General features: G+C 71.4%; 14 protein-coding genes and 1 tRNA gene. 10 read left to right on the top strand and 5 right to left on the bottom strand.

Annotation, left to right across the window (positions count from 1 at the left end; genetic code table 11):
- Positions 1-35: 35 nt before the first annotated feature.
- Positions 36-2,588: an ATP-dependent helicase HrpB gene (gene hrpB / locus UK12_RS03180; protein ID WP_045299172.1), complete on the top strand. Its 2,553-nt coding sequence runs from the start codon at positions 36-38 to the stop codon at positions 2,586-2,588.
- Between the two features lie 109 nt (positions 2,589-2,697).
- On the opposite strand, the gene UK12_RS03175 is transcribed toward hrpB, so the two are convergent.
- From UK12_RS03175 to polA, 3 genes are all read right to left on the bottom strand, one after another.
- Positions 2,698-3,237: a hypothetical protein gene (locus UK12_RS03175; RefSeq protein WP_045299170.1), complete on the bottom strand. Its 540-nt coding sequence runs from the start codon at positions 3,235-3,237 to the stop codon at positions 2,698-2,700.
- Positions 3,238-3,424: 187 nt separating this feature from the next.
- On the bottom strand, positions 3,425-4,078 hold the full coding sequence (locus UK12_RS36275) for a hypothetical protein (RefSeq protein ID WP_052681445.1): 654 nt from the start codon (positions 4,076-4,078) through the stop codon (positions 3,425-3,427).
- Between the two features lie 100 nt (positions 4,079-4,178).
- Positions 4,179-6,857, bottom strand: a complete 2,679-nt coding sequence (polA, locus tag UK12_RS03165; RefSeq protein WP_052681439.1) for a DNA polymerase I — start codon at positions 6,855-6,857, stop codon at positions 4,179-4,181.
- A gap of 237 nt (positions 6,858-7,094) precedes the next feature.
- Here polA and UK12_RS03160 point away from each other — a divergent pair, with 237 nt between their 5' ends.
- From UK12_RS03160 to UK12_RS03135, 6 genes are all read left to right on the top strand, one after another.
- Positions 7,095-7,547, top strand: a complete 453-nt coding sequence (locus UK12_RS03160) for a PaaI family thioesterase (RefSeq protein ID WP_045299167.1) — start codon at positions 7,095-7,097, stop codon at positions 7,545-7,547.
- Between the two features lie 937 nt (positions 7,548-8,484).
- Positions 8,485-9,699: a branched-chain amino acid ABC transporter substrate-binding protein gene (locus UK12_RS03155; protein WP_197084507.1), complete on the top strand. Its 1,215-nt coding sequence runs from the start codon at positions 8,485-8,487 to the stop codon at positions 9,697-9,699.
- 94 nt (positions 9,700-9,793) lie between these two features.
- Positions 9,794-10,723, top strand: a complete 930-nt coding sequence (locus tag UK12_RS03150) for a branched-chain amino acid ABC transporter permease (protein ID WP_045299163.1) — start codon at positions 9,794-9,796, stop codon at positions 10,721-10,723.
- 5 nt (positions 10,724-10,728) lie between these two features.
- Positions 10,729-12,510: a branched-chain amino acid ABC transporter permease gene (locus UK12_RS03145; RefSeq protein WP_082119258.1), complete on the top strand. Its 1,782-nt coding sequence runs from the start codon at positions 10,729-10,731 to the stop codon at positions 12,508-12,510.
- A gap of 8 nt (positions 12,511-12,518) precedes the next feature.
- Positions 12,519-13,358 carry an ABC transporter ATP-binding protein gene (locus UK12_RS03140; RefSeq protein WP_045299280.1) on the top strand — a complete coding sequence of 280 codons (840 nt, stop codon included), beginning with the start codon at positions 12,519-12,521 and terminating at the stop codon, positions 13,356-13,358.
- Positions 13,355-14,071 (top strand): ABC transporter ATP-binding protein, encoded by a 717-nt coding sequence (locus UK12_RS03135; RefSeq protein ID WP_045299162.1) that lies wholly within the window; start codon positions 13,355-13,357, stop codon positions 14,069-14,071. Before UK12_RS03140 ends, UK12_RS03135 begins: the two co-directional genes overlap by 4 nt.
- A gap of 52 nt (positions 14,072-14,123) precedes the next feature.
- Here UK12_RS03135 and UK12_RS03130 read toward each other — a convergent pair whose 3' ends face one another.
- On the bottom strand, positions 14,124-14,783 hold the full coding sequence (locus UK12_RS03130; RefSeq protein WP_045299160.1) for an ANTAR domain-containing response regulator: 660 nt from the start codon (positions 14,781-14,783) through the stop codon (positions 14,124-14,126).
- Between the two features lie 99 nt (positions 14,784-14,882).
- Here UK12_RS03130 and UK12_RS03125 point away from each other — a divergent pair.
- Positions 14,883-14,955: transfer RNA gene (locus tag UK12_RS03125), tRNA-Leu, on the top strand.
- 120 nt (positions 14,956-15,075) lie between these two features.
- Positions 15,076-15,849 carry a hypothetical protein gene (locus UK12_RS03120; protein WP_045299158.1) on the top strand — a complete coding sequence of 258 codons (774 nt, stop codon included), beginning with the start codon at positions 15,076-15,078 and terminating at the stop codon, positions 15,847-15,849.
- Between the two features lie 57 nt (positions 15,850-15,906).
- Here the strand turns inward: UK12_RS03120 and pyk are convergent, their stop codons facing one another.
- Positions 15,907-17,337, bottom strand: a complete 1,431-nt coding sequence (gene pyk / locus UK12_RS03115; protein ID WP_045299156.1) for a pyruvate kinase — start codon at positions 17,335-17,337, stop codon at positions 15,907-15,909.
- Between the two features lie 304 nt (positions 17,338-17,641).
- Between pyk and UK12_RS03110 the strand changes: the two genes are divergently transcribed.
- Positions 17,642-18,724 (top strand): hypothetical protein, encoded by a 1,083-nt coding sequence (locus UK12_RS03110; RefSeq protein ID WP_045299154.1) that lies wholly within the window; start codon positions 17,642-17,644, stop codon positions 18,722-18,724.
- The last annotated feature ends 8 nt before the right edge of the window (positions 18,725-18,732 follow it).

The following is an 18,732-nucleotide window of genomic DNA, read 5'->3' as shown; positions in this document are numbered from 1 at the left end:
CAGACCGGGTGCGGCGGGGACGGATACTGCTTCTCGTGAATCCCGCCTGGCTCGAACTCCCCGTCCGTGACGCCGTCGCCCCACTGCGGCAGGCCCTTGAGGCGCGCGGTGTCGCCGTACTGGCCGCGCCGCCCGGCACCGGGAAGACCACGCTGGTACCGCTCGCGCTGGCCGGGCTGGTGGACGGCGCCCCCGGGCCGGTGCGGCGGGTGCTGGTGGCCGAGCCGCGCCGGCTGGCCGTACGGGCGGCGGCCCGCCGGATGGCCTGGCTGCTGGGTGAGCCGGTGGGGCGTCGCGTCGGGTACACGGTCCGGGGTGAGCGGAAGGTCGGCCCGGACACCGTCGTCGAGGTGGTCACCACCGGTGTGCTGCTGCAACGGCTCCAGCGCGAGGCCGAGTTGGGCGGGGTGGACGCGGTCGTCCTGGACGAGTGCCACGAACGGCACCTGGACGCGGACACCGCCCTCGCCTTCCTGCTGGACGTGCGGGCGGCGCTGCGCCCCGAGTTGCAGCTGCTGTGCGCCTCGGCGACCTCGGACACCGCCGCCTGGGCCGGGCTGCTCGGCGGCGAGGACGGGCCGGCCCCGGTGGTCGAGGCGCACGGCGTCTCGTACCCCGTCGAGGTGGTCTGGGCGCCCCCACCGCGCGCCGTGCGCCCCCCGCACGGGACCCGGACCGACCCGGCCCTGCTCGACCACGTCGCCGCGACCGTCCGCCGGGCGCTCGGCGAACGCGGTGGCGACCTGCTCTGCTTCCTGCCCGGCGTCGGCGAGATCGCCCGGGTCGCCGGGCTGCTGGCCGGTACGGTCGACGCCGAGGTGCTGCAACTGCACGGGCAGGCGCCGCAGTCGGTCCAGGACGCGGCGCTGGCGGCCGGTGACCGGCGCCGGGTCATCCTGGCCACCTCGGTCGCCGAGTCCTCGCTGACCGTTCCCGGGGTTCGGACCGTGGTCGACTGCGGGCTGGCCAGGGAACCGCGCACCGACCACGCCCGCGGACTGTCCGGGCTGGTCACCGTACGGGCTTCGCTGGCGGCCGGCCGTCAGCGCGCCGGGCGGGCCGGGCGCGAGGCGCCCGGGGCGGTGTACCGCTGCTGGGCCGAGGTCGAGGACGCGCGGGCGCCGCGCTTCCCCGCCCCGGAGATCGCGCTGGCCGACCTCACCGGGTTCGCCCTGCAGGCCGCCTGCTGGGGCGATCCGGACGCCCGCGGACTGGCCCTGCCCGACCGGCCGCCGGGCGGCGCGATGGCCGCGGCCCGGCAGACGCTGACCGCACTCGGTGCGGTGGACGCGACCGGGCGGGCCACCGAGCGCGGACTCCGGATCGCCCGTACCGGCCTGCACCCCCGCCTCGGACGCGCCCTGCTGGACGGTACCGGTGCGGTCGGCGCGCACCGCGCGGCCGAACTGGTGGCGCTGCTCTCGGAGGAGCCCCCGCGGGCCCTGGGCGACGACCTGCTGACCGTCTGGCGCACGGTACGCGGCGCCCGCGACCCGTACGCCTCCCGCTGGCAGCAGGAGGTCCGCCGGCTGCGGAACGCCGCTTCGCCCCCAGCCCGTCCCGACGTGCCGGACCGGCCGGGCGGTTCCGGCACCCCGTCGGCCCGGACGGCCGCCCCGTCCGATGCCGTCGCCGCCGGACTCGTGGTCGCGCTGGCGTACCCGGAGCGGATCGCGCGGGCGCGCACTGCGGACGGCCCGTACCTGATGGCCTCCGGGACGGCCGCCGAGACCGGAGGCGGTTCGGCGCTCGCCGGGGCGGGCTGGCTGGCGGTGGCGGTCGCGGACCGGCCGGCGGGCTCGCCCTCGGCACGGATCCAGCGGGCGGTGGCACTGGACGAGCAGACCGCCCGGCTGGCCGGGGCCTCGCTGCTGACGGAGCGTACGGAGGTGCGCTGGGTGGTGCCGCCGGGTGGGCGGCGCGGAGACGTCGCCGCGCGCCGGGTCGAGGAGTTGGGAGCGATCGAGCTCGCCGCCGCGCCGCTGACCGACCCGGACCCCGGGCTGCTGCGGGCGGCCCTGCTGGAGGGGCTGGCCCGCGAGGGGGTCGGCTCGCTGCTGAACTGGTCGGCCAAGGCGGTGGGGCTCCGGCAGCGGCTGGCCCTGCTGCACCGGGTGCTCGGCGCGCCCTGGCCGGACGTCGGCGACGAGGCGCTGGCGGCGGTCGCCGAGGACTGGCTGGAGCCCGAGCTGTCCCGAGCCCGCCGCCGGTCCGATCTGGAGCGCCTCGACACCGCGGCCGCACTCCAGCGGCTGCTGCCCTGGGCCACCGGCGAGGCCGGCCGGCTGGACGAGCTGGCGCCCGAGCGGATCACCGTGCCGAGCGGCGCCCGGATCAGGGTGGACTACTCGGGCGAACGCCCGGTACTGGCGGTGAAGTTGCAGGAGCTGTTCGGCTGGCAGGCCGCGCCCGCGCTGGTGGACGGCCGGGTGCCGCTGACGGTCCACCTGCTCTCGCCCGCCGGGCGTCCGGCCGCCGTCACCGGCGACCTGGCCTCGTTCTGGCGCGAGGGCTACCGCGCCGTCCGCGCCGAACTGCGCGGCCGCTACCCGCGCCACGCCTGGCCGGAGCACCCCGGCGCCGAGTAGCCGCGCCGGCGGGGCGGCCCCCACCCAGGTGCGGACCTGGTGCGGGGGCACCCCGTGCGGGCGCGGCAGGCAGCCGGCAGGTCCGGCCGGACCCAGCGGGCCGGGCCGGTCAGCCCAGGCCGAGGACGGACAGGGCGGTGGTCCAGTCGGTCGCGATCGCGTTCTGGGCCGCCACCAGGCCGACCTTGTGCGCGCAGACCGCGGTGTGGAGCTTGTTCTCCACGGTGTCCTTGTTGCCCGCCGTCTTCCCGTTGACCGCGTACCGGGGCTCGGGCCACAGGTTCTGCGGGCTGGTGGGGTTGCCGCCGATCTCCAGCGCTATCAGGTGGTCCTCCTCGTAGTCCGAGGTGCTGGTGTCCTGGAAGCCGTACTGGGCGATCTGCTTGATCTTCAGCGCGTTGGTGTAGGAGGTCGAGGGGCGGATCGTGGCGGTGTAGCCGGGGACGCAGATGGTGGATCCGATGGTGGCCTGGGTGACGGCCGGGTTGAGCGCTCCGGGCTGGCAGTTCGAGTCCGGGAGCGGCAGTTGGGCCTGGCTGCACGTGGGGGTGACGGGCCGGGTCACGGCGTTCGCCGAACCGGCGCCGAACGCCAGGCCGGTGGTGGCGAGGGCCAGGGCGAGCGCGGCGAGTCTCCGGGTGCTGGTCATGGGGGGCTCCTGTGGGGGAGGTGGCGTTGTGGGCTCGTCGGAGTCCGAGAGCTGAACCCATGACAGCAGAACCGGATCTATGCGAGTAGATACCGTGCAGTGAATACCTGATGATCCATCAAGAATATTTTCGACAGTGAGCGTTCACCGAGTGTTGGCAACCTGATGAAGCGTCATGGCACCGGGTTCACCGGGGACCGGCCATCGCCGAGCCGCCGCCGACCCAGCCGCCCGCCTGCGACCGTCGGCGCACCAGCTGCCGGGTCTCCAGCTCCACGGGAACACCGCGCACGGCGAGCAGCGCCTGCAGGGCCCTGGCCAGGCGGCGCGCGTCCGACCGGTGCCGGACCAGGCGCGGGTTCTCCACCCCGTACCGCATGGCCAGCCGGACGGTGAAGAAGCCTGCGGTGGGGCGCAGCTCGCCCGGGGCGGGCCGGACGGTCCACTGGACCAGGACGATCCGCTCCAGCTCGGCGATCGGCAGCCAGGCGCCGGGCTCGCCCGCCCGGACGAACCGCAGTGCCGTGGGGGCCTCGGCCGGGGCGAACTCCACCCGGCGGATCTGCCCCAGCGCCTCCCGGGCGTGCCGCACCCAGATGACGGCCACCCCGGCGGCCACCATGACGGCGGCGACCGACAGCGCCACGGCGGTGCCGGACCCGAGCGCCAGCAGCGCCGCCACCACCGGCACGGCGGCCGGGACCAGCAGCAGCAGAGTCAGCAGCGCCGGCCCACCGCTGCGCAGTACTTGGCGGCGCGCGAAGCCCCGCGTGCCGCCGCCCCGGCGGAAGACCAGGGCGGTCGAGCCGGGGCCGCGCTCCACCACGGTGTCAGCACCCATGCCCCCAGCGTCCTCGGCCCGGAACCCGCCCGCAAGGGAATTGCTGACACCCCGTCGGACGGCGGGCGGTCACTCCCGGCCGCCCGCCGCCTGCCGTGCGTCAGTGCGCCGCCGTCTCCCAGTTGGCGCCGACGCCGACCGAGACGTCGAGCGGTGCGCGCAGCGGGTACGCCCCGGCCATCTGCTCGCGGACGATCTTCTCGACCTGCTCGCGCTCGCCGGGCGCCAGCTCCAGGACGATTTCGTCGTGCACCTGGAGCAGCATCCGCGTCCGGAGCCCGGCCTGGCGCAGCTGCTCGTCGACCCGGAGCATCGCGATCTTGACGATGTCGGCGGCCGAGCCCTGGATGGGGGCGTTCAACGCCATCCGCTCAGCCATCTCACGGCGCTGGCGGTTGTCGCTGGTGAGGTCGGGCAGGTACCGGCGGCGGCCCAGCAGGGTCTCGGTGTACCCGGTGGCGCGGGCCTCCTCCACCACCCGGCGCAGGTAGTCGCGGACACCGCCGAAGCGCTCGAAGTAGGTGTCCATCAGGCCCTGGGCCTCGGCGGGCTTGATGCCGAGCTGCTGGGACAGCCCGTACGCGGAGAGCCCGTACGCCAGGCCGTAGGACATCGCCTTGATCTTGCGGCGCATCTCGGCGTCGACCGCCTCGGGGGCGACCTCGAAGACCTGGGAGGCGACCGTGGTGTGCAGGTCCTCGCCGCTGGCGAAGGCCTCGATCAGGGCCTCGTCCTCGGAGAGGTGCGCCATGATGCGCAGCTCGATCTGCGAGTAGTCGGCCGTGAGCAGCGCCTCGTAGCCCTCGCCGACCACGAAGGCGCGGCGGATCATCCGGCCCTCCTCGGTGCGGACGGGGATGTTCTGCAGGTTCGGGTCCTGCGAGGAGAGGCGGCCGGTGGCGGCGACCATCTGGTTGAAGGTGGTGTGGATCCGGCCCTGCGGCGAGACCGTCTTGAGCAGGCCCTCCACGGTGGTGCGCAGCTTGGCCTGGTCGCGGTGGCGCAACAGGATGACCGGCAGCTCGTTGGTGGTCTGGGTGGCGAGCCAGGTCAGCGCGTCGGCGTCGGTGGTGTAGCCGGTCTTGATCTTCTTGGTCTTGGGCAGGCCCAGCTCCCCGAAGAGGATCTCCTGGAGCTGCTTGGGCGAGCCGAGGTTGAACGGGTGCCCGGCGGCGGCGTGCGCCTCCTCCACACAGCGCTGGATCTCGGCCGCGAACTGCGACTCGATGGTGGTCAGCCACTCGCGGTCGGCGGCGATCCCGGTGCGCTCGATCCGGGCCAGCAGCTCGGCGATCGGCAGCTCCATCTCGTGCATCAGCTTGTCGGCGCCGACCTGGGCGAGCCTGGCCTCGAAGTGGGCCGCGAGGTCGAGCACGGCGCGGGCCTGGGTCATCAGGGCCTGGGCACCGGCGGTCGGGTCGTGCTCGGGGGCGTCGAAGGAGAGCTGACCGCTCTCGACGGCGGCGGCGGGCGCGAGCGAACGGGCCAGGTACTCCTCGGCCAGCACGTCGAGGGTGAAGGTCCGGCGGCCCGGCTTGTCGAGGTAGGCGGCGAGCGCGGTGTCGGCGGTGACACCGGCGATCTGCCAGCCCTGCTCGGCGAAGGCGCGCATCACCTGCTTGGCGATGTGCAGGGCCTTGGGGCGCTCGGCGTCGGCGAGCCAGCCGGCGAAGGCGCGTTCGTCGGCCTCGGTGAGCTGCGCCGGGTCGAACCAGGCGGCCTCCTCCCCGGTGGCGAGGGCGATCTCCTGGACGGCGCCGGTGCCCAGCGCCCACTCGTAGACGGCGGCGACGGCGATCAGGCCCTTGCCGTGGGCCGTCAGCCAGCCGGCCAGGGCGCCGGGCTCGGCGAGCAGCTCGCCCTCGACCGCGACACCCGGGGCGGCCGCGAGCTCGGCGGCCTCCTCGGCGCCGCCCGGGTCGACGCCGTAGACGCGGTCGCGGAAGTTGGGGTTGCGGAACTCCAGCGCCTCCAGGATCTCGCCGACGGCGCCCTTGTCGAACGGCGTGCGCTCCAAGTCGGCCACGCCGAGCGGAAGTTCGACGTCCCGGACCAGCTCGGTGAGGACCCGGTTGCGCTTGACCGAGTCGAGGTGCTCGCGCAGCTTCTCACCGATCTTGCCCTTGACCTCGTCGGCGCGGGCGACCAACTCGTCGAAGGAGCCGAACTGGTTGACCCACTTCGCGGCCGTCTTCTCCCCGACGCCGGGGATACCGGGCAGGTTGTCGGACGGGTCGCCGCGCAGCGCGGCCAGGTCCGGGTACTGGCTGGGCGTGACGCCGTACTTCTCGGCGACCTTCTCCGGGGTGTAGCGGGTGAGCTCGGAGACGCCCTTGGTCGGGTAGAGCACGGTGACGTGCTCGCCGACGAGTTGCAGCGAGTCGCGGTCGCCGGTGACGATCAGCACCTCGAAGCCCTCGGCCGCGGCGGCGGTGGCGAGGGTGGCGATGATGTCGTCCGCCTCGAAGTTCTCCACCGACATCCGGGAGATCTTCATCGCGTCGAGCAGCTCGTGGATCAGGCCGATCTGGCTCTTGAACTCGTCCGGCGCCTTGGCCCGGTTGGCCTTGTAGTCGGGGAACTCCTCGGAGCGGAACGTCTTCCGGGAGAGGTCGAAGGCGACCGCGAGGTGGGTCGGCCGCTCGTCCCGCACGGTGTTGGCGAGCATCGAGGCGAAGCCGTACACCGCGTTGGTGGACTGGCCGGTGGAGGTGCTGAAGTTCTCCACGGGCAGCGCGAACCACGCCCGGTACGCCATCGAATGCCCGTCGAGCAGCATCAGCCGGGGCCGCTGCCCCGCAGCACCACCCGGCGCACTCTTGCCTGCACTCTGCGTAGCCACGTCAACGTCCGTTCCTGCCGATTCCACTTCTCGCCACCGATCCTATGGCCCGCCGCCGACAACGCCCGCGAGCACGCGCACGGGCACCCCTCCCCGAGCGGCGGACCGGTCGTACGATCACAGGCAGCACGCTCAAGACGCACGACGACGTGACCCTCGAACGGCAGGAGCACCATGACCGACGCGGCACCGGTTCTGAAAGTCCCGCAGGACGTTCTCGACCACTTCGCGAAACTGGGCGTCGACGCGTCCACCTTCACCGGCGGCCACCTCGGCGACCGGCTCGGCATCCGGATCGTGGAGGCGTCCGGGGACCGGGTGGTCGGCACCATGCCGGTCGAGGGCAACCAGCAGCCGTACGGGCTGCTGCACGGCGGTGCCTCGGCGGCGCTGGCGGAGACGCTCGGCTCGATCGGCGCCATGCTGCACGCCGGCCCCGGCCGCTACGCGGTCGGCGTGGACCTCAACGCCACCCACCACCGCTCGGCCACCTCGGGCCTGGTGACCGGCGTGGCCACGGCCGTCTTCAAGGGCCGCACCGCCGCGACGTACGAGATCGCCATCACCGACGACACCGGCAAGCGGGTCACCAGCTGCCGGCTCACCTGCATGCTCCGGGACCTGTAGCCCGGGCCCTCGGGGGACCTCGCGAGACGGTGCGGCCGGCCCCGCGGGCCCGGCTCGACGGCGACCGCCGTCCGCCTCGCGCGGTTCCCCGCGCCTTGGCGTCCCCGCGCCTTGACGTCCCCGCCCCGCCGCGCACGGATCCGGCCGCCGCCAGGCCGTGGGCACCGCCGGGCCCTAGCCCGCCCCAACTCCCCTGCGCTGCACCGGACTTTCGATCCGCCGACCCCGGTGCAGGCCGCCCACCGGTCGGCGGCCGCCGGGGCGAGGACTCGCAACCGGAAGCCAACTCCCCAGCCCCGCCCGCCTCGTGAGTCGCCCGAGCCCCGCGGACCACCGGCCGTCCCACTGTTTGAGACGCGTACCAGGTGGGCAGCCTCGCCGAACCCGAGGGGTGTGAAGGGGGGCTTCCACCTGGCCGTTCAACCGACTTGACGCACCGTCGGCCGAGCCCGTCGATCCCGTCCGGCGCCGAAGCGATGTAACACTGCGTAATGGACGCGAAATCCGGACTTTCCGTCGGCTTTCCGAAGACGACTCCGCCGGAAATATCCACGGAGTCCAACGTCCGGCCTGCCCGGACTCCGATATCCGGACGTCGCTGCCCGACCAGCGCAGACCGGACGCAGGTATCCGCATTCCGAACTCGCCTACGGTCGGCGAAGTTTCGAGCTCCGAGCCCGATGAGGGCCACGCGCCGCCCACCGACCGGCGAAATCCGGCCGGGCGGAAAGATCGACACGCGAGACGGCACGGGCAAATTCGGATAACAAGAGAATCACAGCCTGTCCGGCCCCCTGCCCGAGCCGCCGAAGGCGCTCTAGAGTCACGCCCAGTCACCGCGCCGACGGATCGGGCCTGGCCTCAGTGCGCGTTCTGGCGCCCCGCCACGCCGGCCGGGTGCCCCCGCAGAAAGGGAACCCTCGTGCGTCATCGTTCAATGCTTGTCGTGAGCATCGCAGTCGTCGGAGCGCTCACCGTCTCGGCCTGCGGTTCACGTGACGACAAGAAGGGCGGCTCCGACAACGCCGGCGGCGGCACCACCGTCGTCATCGGCGTCGACGCCCCGCTCACCGGCGACCTGTCCGCCCTCGGCCTCGGCATCAAGAACTCCGTCGACCTCGCGGTCAGGAACGCCAACACCGCCAACGAGGTCCCCGGCGTCAAGTTCGAGATCAAGGCCCTGGACGACACCGCCAAACCCGCCCCCGGCCAGCAGAACGCCACCCAGCTGGTCGCCGACAAGAACGTCCTGGGCGTGGTCGGACCGCTCAACTCCAGCGTGGCGCAGTCGATGCAGCAGATCTTCAACGACGCCAACCTGGTCGAGGTCTCCCCCGCCAACACCGGCGTCGCCCTCAGCCAGGGCGAGAAGTGGGCGAGCGGCACCAAGGTCCGCCCGTTCAAGAGCTACTTCCGCACCGCCACCACCGACGCCGTCCAGGGCCCGTTCGCCGCCCGCTACCTGTACAACGACGCCAAGAAGGCCAAGGTCTTCCTGATTGACGACCAGAAGACCTACGGCGCCGGCCTCGCCGCCACCTTCAAGGGCGAGTTCACCAAGCTCGGCGGCAACATCGTCGGCGAGGAGCACGTCAACCCCGACGACCGCGACTTCAGCGCCATCGTCACCAAGGTCAAGAGCTCCGGCGCCGACGCCGTCTACTACGGCGGCGAGTACCCGGCCGCGGGCCCGCTCTCGCTCCAGCTCAAGAACGCCGGCGTCGGCATCCCCCTGATGGGCGGCGACGGCGTCCAGAGCGCCGAGTTCATCAAGCTCAACCCCAAGAGCCAGGGCGACCTGGCCACCGCCGTCGGCCTCTCGGTCGAGAAGCTGCCCTCCGCGGCCAAGTTCATCTCCGACTACTCCGCGGCCGGCTTCAAGGACCCCTACGAGACCTACGGCGGCTACTCCTACGACAGCGCCTGGGCCATCATCCAGGGCGTCAAGGCCGTCGTCGCCGCCAACAACGGCAAGCTCCCGAGCGACGCCCGCAGCAAGGTCGTCGACGCCGTCCAGAAGGTCAGCTTCGACGGGGTCACCGGCAAGGTCTCCTTCGACGAGTTCGGCGACACCACCAACAAGCAGCTCACCGTCTACAAGGTCCAGGACGGCAAGTGGGCGGTGGAAGCCTCCGGCACCTTCGCCGGCTGACCACCGATCAGGCCCTGACCGCCGGCGCGGGGGCGCGATCCGCCCCCGCGCACCACCACCCACCCCGCGTACCACGCACAACGGAGGCCGAGCGGTGCACGAACTACCGCAACAGCTGGCCAACGGCCTGATCCTCGGAGCCCTCTACGGACTCATCGCGATCGGCTACACGATGGTCTACGGCATCGTCCAGCTCATCAACTTCGCCCACGGCGAGATCTTCATGGTCGGCGGTTTCGGCGCCCTCACCGCCTACCTCGCCCTGCCCGGCGGCACCACCCTCTGGCTCGCCATCCCCCTCATGCTCCTCGCCGGGATCCTCGTCTCCACCCTGGTCGCCATCGGCGCCGAACGCTTCGCCTACCGGCCCCTGCGCGGCGCCCCGAGGCTCGCCCCGCTGATCACCGCCATCGGCCTGTCGATCGTGCTCCAGCAACTCGTCTTCTCCTTCTACCCCGACGCCAAGAAGGCCCGGATCTTCCCCCGGATCCCCGGCGACCCCTTCCAGGTCCTCGGCATGACCATCCAGCGCAGCGACCTCTTCCTGATCGCCGCCGCACCCGTCTGCATGCTCATCCTCGGCTGGTTCGTCACCCGCACCCGCTCCGGCCGCGCCATGCAGGCCACCAGCCAGGACCCGGACACCGCGAAGCTGATGGGCATCGACACCGACCGGATCATCGTCATGGCCTTCGCCATCGGCGCCGCCTTCGCCGCCGTCGCCGCCGTCGCCTACGGACTGCGCACCGGCCAGGTCGACTTCAGGATGGGCTTCATCCTCGGCCTGAAGGCCTTCACCGCCGCAGTCCTCGGCGGCATCGGCAACATCTACGGAGCCATGGTCGGCGGCATCGTCCTCGGCCTCGCCGAAGGACTCGCCACCGCCTACATCCAGCACCTGCCCGGCATGCACCTGTTCGGCGGCGGTGCCTGGAAGGACGTCTGGGCCTTCGTACTCCTCATCGTCGTGCTGCTCGCCCGGCCCCAGGGGCTGCTCGGCGAGCGCGTCGCGGACAGGGCGTGACCACCATGAGCAGCACCACCACCGGGGGCACCGAGACCACGCCGGTCCTCCCCATCCCGCTCACCGCCACCCGCGTCCTCGTCCTCGCCGGCGCCGTCGGCACCATCGCCTCCGGCTTCCTCTCCTGGACCTGGACCGCCGACTTCCCCGGCGACCTCACCGTCACCGGCTACCCCGGCGGCCTCCAGTGGCTCACCCTCACCGGCGCCCTGGTCACCCTCGTCCTGGCGCTCGCCTCGCACGGCGTCCCCGGACTGCGCTGGACCAGCCCCAGCGGCAGCAACAACGGCGTCCTGCACGCCGCCCTCGGCACCGCCGTCACCACCTGGTTCACCCTGATCGCGATCTCCGCCGAACTCGGCGGCCTCGCCAACCTCGAACCCGGCGGCTGGATCGCCGGAGCCACCAGCCTGCTCGCCCTGCTCGGCACCCTCGGCCTCCCGCTGGACCGCCACCCGCGCGGCACCGGCCAGGGCGCCACCCGCTACCTCGGGCTGCGTCTCGCCAAGGTCGACCGCCCGCTCCCGGCCGTGCGTGAACTCCCCTCCTGGGTCGAGGTCCTGCTCATCGTCGCCGCCTTCGCCGTCGGCCTCTACGCGATCACGTACGGCATCGACACCGACTACGGCGAACTCTTCACCGGCTACCTGCTGCTGGCCGGTTTCACCGTCGCCGCACTCACCAGGTCCGGCCTGATCGCCCGGCTGCGCGCACTGACCGTCAAACACCGCGCGGTCACCACCAGCGCCGCCTTCGCCGCAGCCGCCGGCTTCCCGTTCACCCAGACCAGCGACCAGTACACCTCGGTCGCCACCAACATCCTGATCTTCGCCACCGTCGCCCTCGGCCTCAACATCGTGGTCGGCCTCGCCGGACTGCTCGACCTCGGCTACGTCGCCTTCCTCGGCGTCGGCGCCTACGCCGCCGCCCTGGTCTCCGGCTCGCCCGCCTCCCCGATCCACGTCCAGTTCCCGTTCTGGGCGGCGATGCTGACCGGCGCAGCGGTGTCCATCGTGTTCGGCGTACTGATCGGCGCGCCCACCCTGCGACTGCGCGGCGACTACCTCGCCATCGTCACCCTGGGCTTCGGCGAGATCTTCCGCATCACCATGAACAACCTCAACGGCACCACCGGCCCCAAGGTCACCAACGGCTCCAACGGCATCCCGCGCATCCCCGACCTGCAGATCCTCGGCTTCAACCTCGGCGAGAAGCACACCGTCGGCGGGATCGAACTCGGCCGCTTCTCCAACTACTACCTGCTGATGCTGCTGGTCACCGCCTTCGTCGTGCTGGTCTTCGCCCGGGTCGGCAACTCCCGGATCGGCCGCGCCTGGGTCGCCATCCGCGAGGACGAGACCGCCGCCGAGGCCATGGGCATCAACGGCTTCCGGCTCAAGCTGCTCGCCTTCGCCCTCGGCGCCTGCCTCGCCGGACTCGCCGGAACCGTCCAGGCCCACGTCAGCTACACCGTCACCCCCGACCAGTACACCTTCGCCGAGGCGCTGCCGCCCAACTCCGCGTTCCTGCTGGCCGCCGTCATCCTCGGCGGCATGGGCACCATCAGCGGGCCGCTGCTCGGCGCCACCCTGCTCTTCCTCATCCCGAAGAAGCTGGAGTTCCTCTCCGACTACCAGCTGCTCGCCTTCGGCATCGCGCTGATCGTCCTGATGCGGGTCCGTCCCGAGGGCATGATCGCCAACCGGCGCCGGCAGCTCGAATTCCACGAGGCGGACATCCCCGCCCAGGCCTCCCCCGGAGCCCTCCTCACCAAGGCAGGGGCGTGAACCGCCAGATGACCAGCACCACCGCCGTACCGCCGCAGGACACCCCGCCGCAGAACGTCCCGCTGCTGGACGTCCGGGGCGTCACCATGCGCTTCGGCGGCCTCACCGCCGTCAACAACGTCGACCTCACCGTCGGCCAGGGCGAGATCATCGGCCTGATCGGCCCCAACGGAGCCGGCAAGACCACCTTCTTCAACTGCCTCACCGGCCTGTACGTCCCGACCGAGGGAACCGTCAGCTTCCAGGGCACCGTCCTGCCGCCCAAGCCCCACCTGGTCACCCAGGCCGGGATCGCCCGCACCTTCCAGAACATCCGGCTGTTCGCCAACATGACCGTGCTGGAGAACGTCCTGGTCGGCCGGCACACCCGCACCAGGGAAGGGCTCCTCTCCGCCGTCCTGCGCGGACCCGGCTACCGCCGCGCCGAGGCCGAGAGCCGGGACCGGGCCATGGAACTCCTGGAGTTCACCGGACTCGCCGCCAAGGCCGACCACCTCTCGCGCAACCTCCCCTACGGCGAGCAGCGCAAACTGGAGATCGCCCGGGCCCTGGCCAGCGACCCCGAACTGCTGCTGCTGGACGAGCCGACCGCCGGGATGAACCCCCAGGAGACCCGCGCCGCAGAGGAGTTGGTCTTCGCCATCCGGGACAAGGGCGTCGCCGTCCTGGTCATCGAGCACGACATGCGGTTCATCTTCAACCTCTGCGACCGCACCGCCGTCCTGGTCCAGGGCCGGAAGATCGTCGAGGGCGACCGCGAAACGGTCCAGAACGACGAGCGCGTCATCACCGCCTACCTCGGCGCTCCGCTGGAGGAGACCGGTACCACCACGGAGGCAGAACAGTGACAGCCCTTCTGGAGGTCGAGGACCTCCGCGTCGCCTACGGGAAGATCGAGGCCGTCAAGGGCATCAGCTTCACCGTCAACCAGGGCGAGGTCACCACCCTGATCGGCACCAACGGCGCCGGCAAGACCACCACCCTGCGCACCGTCTCAGGCCTGCTCCGACCGACCGGCGGAAGGATCACCTTCGACGGCCAGGCCCTGCACACCGTCCCCGCGCACAGAATCGTTTCGCTCGGCCTGGCCCACTCCCCCGAGGGACGCCACATCTTCCCCCGGATGACCATCGAGGAGAACCTCCTCCTCGGTGCCTTCCTGCGCCGCGACCCGGCCGGCATCACCGAGGACGTCGAACGCGCCTACACCCTCTTCCCGATCCTCGGCGAACGGCGCCGGCAGGCCGCCGGGACCCTCTCGGGCGGCGAGCAGCAGATGCTCGCGATGGGCCGCGCCCTGATGTCCCGGCCCAAGCTGCTGATGCTGGACGAGCCCTCGATGGGGCTGTCCCCGCTGATGATGCAGAAGATCATGGCCACCATCGTCGAACTCAAGGCCGCCGGGACCACCATCCTGCTGGTCGAGCAGAACGCCCAGGCCGCGCTCTCGCTCTCCGACCACGGCTATGTGATGGAGACCGGCCGGATCGTCCTCACCGGCACCGGCGCCGACCTGCTCCACGACGAGTCCGTCCGCAAGGCGTACCTCGGCGAGGACTGACCGTACGCGAAAGGCCCGGCCCGCCTGGGGCCGGGCCTTTCGCATGCGCTCGTCAGCCCTCGGACCGGGCCTCCTCGGCCTTCTTGCGGTCCTGGGCGTCGCCCTCCTCGATCACGGCCTCGGCCACCGCCGCCATCGTCATCCGACGGTCCATCGAGGTCTTCTGGATCCACCGGAACGCAGCCGGCTCGGTCAGGCCGAACTTCGTCTGCAGCACGCTCTTCGCCCGGTCCACCAGCTTGCGGGTCTCCAGCCGCTGGGTGAGATCCGCGATCTCCCCCTCCAGCGCCCGCATCTCGGTGTACCGGGACACCGCCATCTCGATCGCGGGCACCAGGTCGCTCTTGCTGAACGGCTTCACGATGTACGCCATCGCACCCGCGTCCCGGGCCCGGTCGACCAGCTCGCGCTGCGAGAACGCGGTCAGCATCAGCACCGGCGCCAGGTGCGCCTGGTGGATCCGCTCAGCCGCCGACAGCCCGTCCAGGATCGGCATCTTCACATCGAGGATCGCCAGATCCGGCTTCAGCTCCTCGACCAGCCGTACTGCCGTCTCCCCGTCCCCGGCCTCGCCGACGACGGTGTAGCCCTCCTCCTCCAACATCTCCTTGAGGTCGAGACGGATCAACGTCTCGTCCTCGGCGATCACAATCCGGGTGATCTGGGGCGAGTCGGTCTCAAGCGCCTGGGGCTGCTCGTCGGCGGTGCTCACGTGGCTCCTCGTTCGGGCGGGGTGCTGCATGCACGAGCCTACCTAGACGCGGTATGTTTGAGTCTCGCAGGGTCGGGGGCAACCTTCGATTCAGTGGGCGCCCTGGTAGCCCAGCGGGAGAGGCACGGTGCTCAAACCACCGACAGCGTGGGTTCGAATCCCACCCAGGGCACATTATCTTCGAATCGAAGGTTCAGGTCGAGGATACCTACGCTGGCGATCTTCATTACTTCAGGTGAAGATCCCGGCGTTTTTGGCATACCTGGCCGCTTGAGCGCCGAATCTCGCCGGCATGTACGACCAGGCGACACGCGAGCGCGCGGTGGCACTCCATCGATCCGGCCTGACCTTCAGTGAGATCAGCCGCTCGACGGGTATCTCCCGCTTCGCGATCCGCGAGTGGACCGTCCGGATCACCCCGAGCCCCGGGATGACCGCCGAGTGTCCGCTCGGAGACGACGGAACCGGCAGTGCCGTCCCGCAGGCCGACTACGCCTACCTGCTCGGCCTGTATCTGGGAGACGGGTGCATCAGTGCGGGCCGTCGAGGCGTCCACGCACTCCGCATAGCCTGCGGCGACGCCTGGCCCGGCCTGATCGACGAGTGTGCACGGGCCATGGCGGCGGTCATGCCGCACAACAGCGTGAACCGGGTCCGGTCACCGGGCTGCACCAGCGTCGTCAGCACCAGCAAGCACTGGCCCTGCCTGTTCCCGCAGCACGGTGCCGGACCCAAACACCTGCGCCGCATCGCGCTGGCACCGTGGCAGCAGCGCACCGTGGACACGCATCCGTGGGAACTGCTGCGCGGTCTCGTCCACTCCGACGGCTGCCGGATCACCAACTGGACCACCCGGGCGGTCGGGGACGGGACCAGACGCTACGAGTACCCGAGGTACTTCTTCACCAACACCTCCAGCGACATCGTCCGCATCTTCACCGACACCCTCGACGCCGTCGACGTGCGGTGGAAGGCGATCAGGCGCCCGAGCGGAGCCGTCGACGTCTCGGTCGCCCGCCGCGCCTGCGTCGCCTTCATGGACGCCCACATCGGCGCCAAGTACTGACGACGGCGCAGCCCGCCCCCTTCCGGGGCAGCTGCGCCGTGGTGGCGACGGGCCGCGTCAGTTGTCGAGTTCGCCGACGTGGTGGACGCGGACGAGGTTGGTGGAGCCGGCGAGGCCGGGGGGTGAGCCGGCGGTGATGACGACGATGTCGCCGCGCTGGCAGCGGCCGAGGCTGAGCAGTTGGGCGTCGACCTGGGCGACCATCTCGTCGGTGGTCTGGACGAAGGGGCCGAGGAAGGTCTCCACGCCCCAGGTGAGGGCGAGTTGGCTGCGGACGGCCGGTTCGTAGGTGAAGGCGAGGACGGGGATGGGCGAGCGGTAGCGGGTGAGGCGTCGGGCGGTGTCGCCGCTCTGGGTGAAGGCGATGAGGTACTTGGCGCCGAGGAAGTCGCCGATCTCGGCGGCGGCGCGGGCGACGGCGCCGCCCTGGGTGCGGGGCTTGCTGCGTTCGGTGAGGGGCGGGAGTCCGGCGGCGAGGATCTCCTCCTCGACGGCTTCGATGATCCGGCCCATGGTCTTGACGGTCTCGACGGGGTACTTGCCGACCGAGGTCTCACCGGAGAGCATCACCGCGTCCGTGCCGTCGAGGACGGCGTTCGCGACGTCGGACGCTTCGGCGCGGGTGGGGCGGGAGGCGTGGATCATCGAGTCGAGCATCTGGGTGGCGACGATGACCGGCTTGGCGTTGCGCTTGGCGAGCTTGATGGCGCGCTTCTGGACGATCGGCACCTGCTCCAGCGGCATTTCGACGCCGAGGTCGCCGCGGGCGACCATGATGGCGTCGAAGGCGTCGACGATGGCTTCGAGGTTCTCGACGGCCTGCGGCTTCTCGATCTTGGCGATGACGGGCAGGTAGCGGCCCTCCTCCGCCATCACCCGGTGCACGTCCTCGATGTCGCGGCCGGTGCGGACGAAGGAGAGGGCGATCAGGTCGGCGCCGGTCCGCAGGGCCCAGCGCAGGTCGGCGACGTCCTTGTCGCTGAGCGCGGGCACGGAGACGGCGACTCCGGGCAGGTTGAGGCCCTTGTGGTCGGAGACCAGGCCGCCTTCGATGACGATGCAGTGGACGCGCGGGCCGTCCACGTGGGTGACCTCCAGGCAGACCCGGCCGTCGTCGACCAGGATGCGTTCGCCGCGGGAGACGTCGGCGGCGAGGCCCTTGTAGGTGGTGCCGCAGATCTCGCGGTCGCCGATCACCCCGTCCTCGACGGAGATGGTGAACTCGTCGCCGCGTTCGAGGAGTACGGGCCCGTCGGCGAAGGTGTCGAGTCGGATCTTCGGGCCTTGGAGGTCGACCAGGACGCCGATGCTGCGTCCCGATTCGTCGGAGGCTTTGCGGACCCGGCGGTAGCGCTCTTCGTGCTCCAGCTGGGTGCCGTGGCTGAGATTGAAACGGGCGATGTCCATGCCGGCTTCGACCAGAGCTTTGATCTGGTCGTACGAGTCGGCGGCGGGCCCGAGGGTACAGACGATTTTTGCTCGGCGCATGAGTTAAGAGCGTAGGCATTACCGGCGCGTAACAACGACGATCCGACGGACCGGACCATGGCCGTTGGCGAACGATTCGGTTAACTCTTGCAGCCAGCTGACGGAACGTGACTTCGACTCCGTCAGGCGGAAGTTGGACGGCGGTGGAGACGGCCGGAGACCGGCCGGGCCGGTCGCCGATGCGGTTCCGTGAACGTCTGTTCACCTCTGGTTCACCGTCCGGCCGGGCCGCGCTCCGGCGGCAGCGGCACCCTCGGGGGTCCGGGGGGATCCGGAACGGCCGGGACCGGAGGAGGGGTTGGCGATGAGACGTGCCGGGGGTGTGCTGGCGGCCTTACTGCTGCTGGCGGGGGTGGCCTTCGCGATACTCCATGGACAGACCGGTACGGAACGGACCGTGACGGTACGTGGTCTGATCGGTTCGGAGAAGCTGGACTTCTTCAACGACCCGGCGGTGGTCGACGAGCTGAAGGCCCGGGGTTTCAAGGTCGCGATGGAGACCACCGGTTCGTGGTCGATGGCCGGCAGCAGCCTGGACGGCTACGGTTTCGCCTTCCCCTCCAGCCTGCCGCCGGCCGAGGAGATCAGGCGGCAGCGGCAGATCTCCACCGAGCCGGTGCGGCCGTTCTACTCACCGCTGGTCGTCGTGGCGCACGCCCCGGTGGCCGACGTGCTGCTGAAGAACGGCCTTGCCACCAAGGGGAGTTCCGGCGTCTGGACGTTCCGGATGGGCGACTACCTGGCGGCTGTCCAGGCCGGCCGGACCTGGCAGCAGCTGCAGGACACGGCCGGCCACGCCGATCTCTCCGGCGCGCTCTACATCCGCACCACCGACCCCGCGACCTCCTCCTCGGGGGCGCTGCACCTGGCCGCCGTCGCCTACCTGGCGAACGGCGGCACGGTGGTCTCCGACGACGCCTCGCTCGCCAAGGTGACCCCGCTGGTACAGAAGTTGACGCAGATGCAGGGCGACCAGAAGACCAGCAGCGACGGCCCGTTCAAGGACTTCCTGTCCGGCATCGGCGACCCCCTGGTGCTGGTGTACGAGTCCCAGGTGGCCGCGCTGGTGGCGCAGGGGCGTTCGACGGGGGACCTGGTGGTGCTCTATCCGGACACCACCGTTTCGAGTGACCACACGGCGATCGGTTTGACCCCGGACGGGGACCGGCTCGCCGGCCTGCTGCGGGACGACGAGAAGCTGCGCGCACTGGAGGCCCGCTACGGCTTCCGTCCGCAGGCCGACCCGGGCGCCTTCACCGGCGCGCTGGCCGGCCGGCAGAGCCCGGCCGTCTTCGCCCCCGACCTGTCGGCGGCCGGGATCCGGCAGGCCCCGGTCCCGGCGTTCGGGATGCTGTCCAAGCTGATCGACGCGGCCAAGGGCCGGTGAGGGCGGTG

It is taken from the genome of Saccharothrix sp. ST-888 (assembly GCF_000955975.1).
Lineage (GTDB): Bacteria > Actinomycetota > Actinomycetes > Streptomycetales > Streptomycetaceae > Kitasatospora.
The sequence above is the reverse complement of the archived record's forward strand: the minus strand, read 5'-3'. Positions and strand labels throughout refer to the sequence as shown.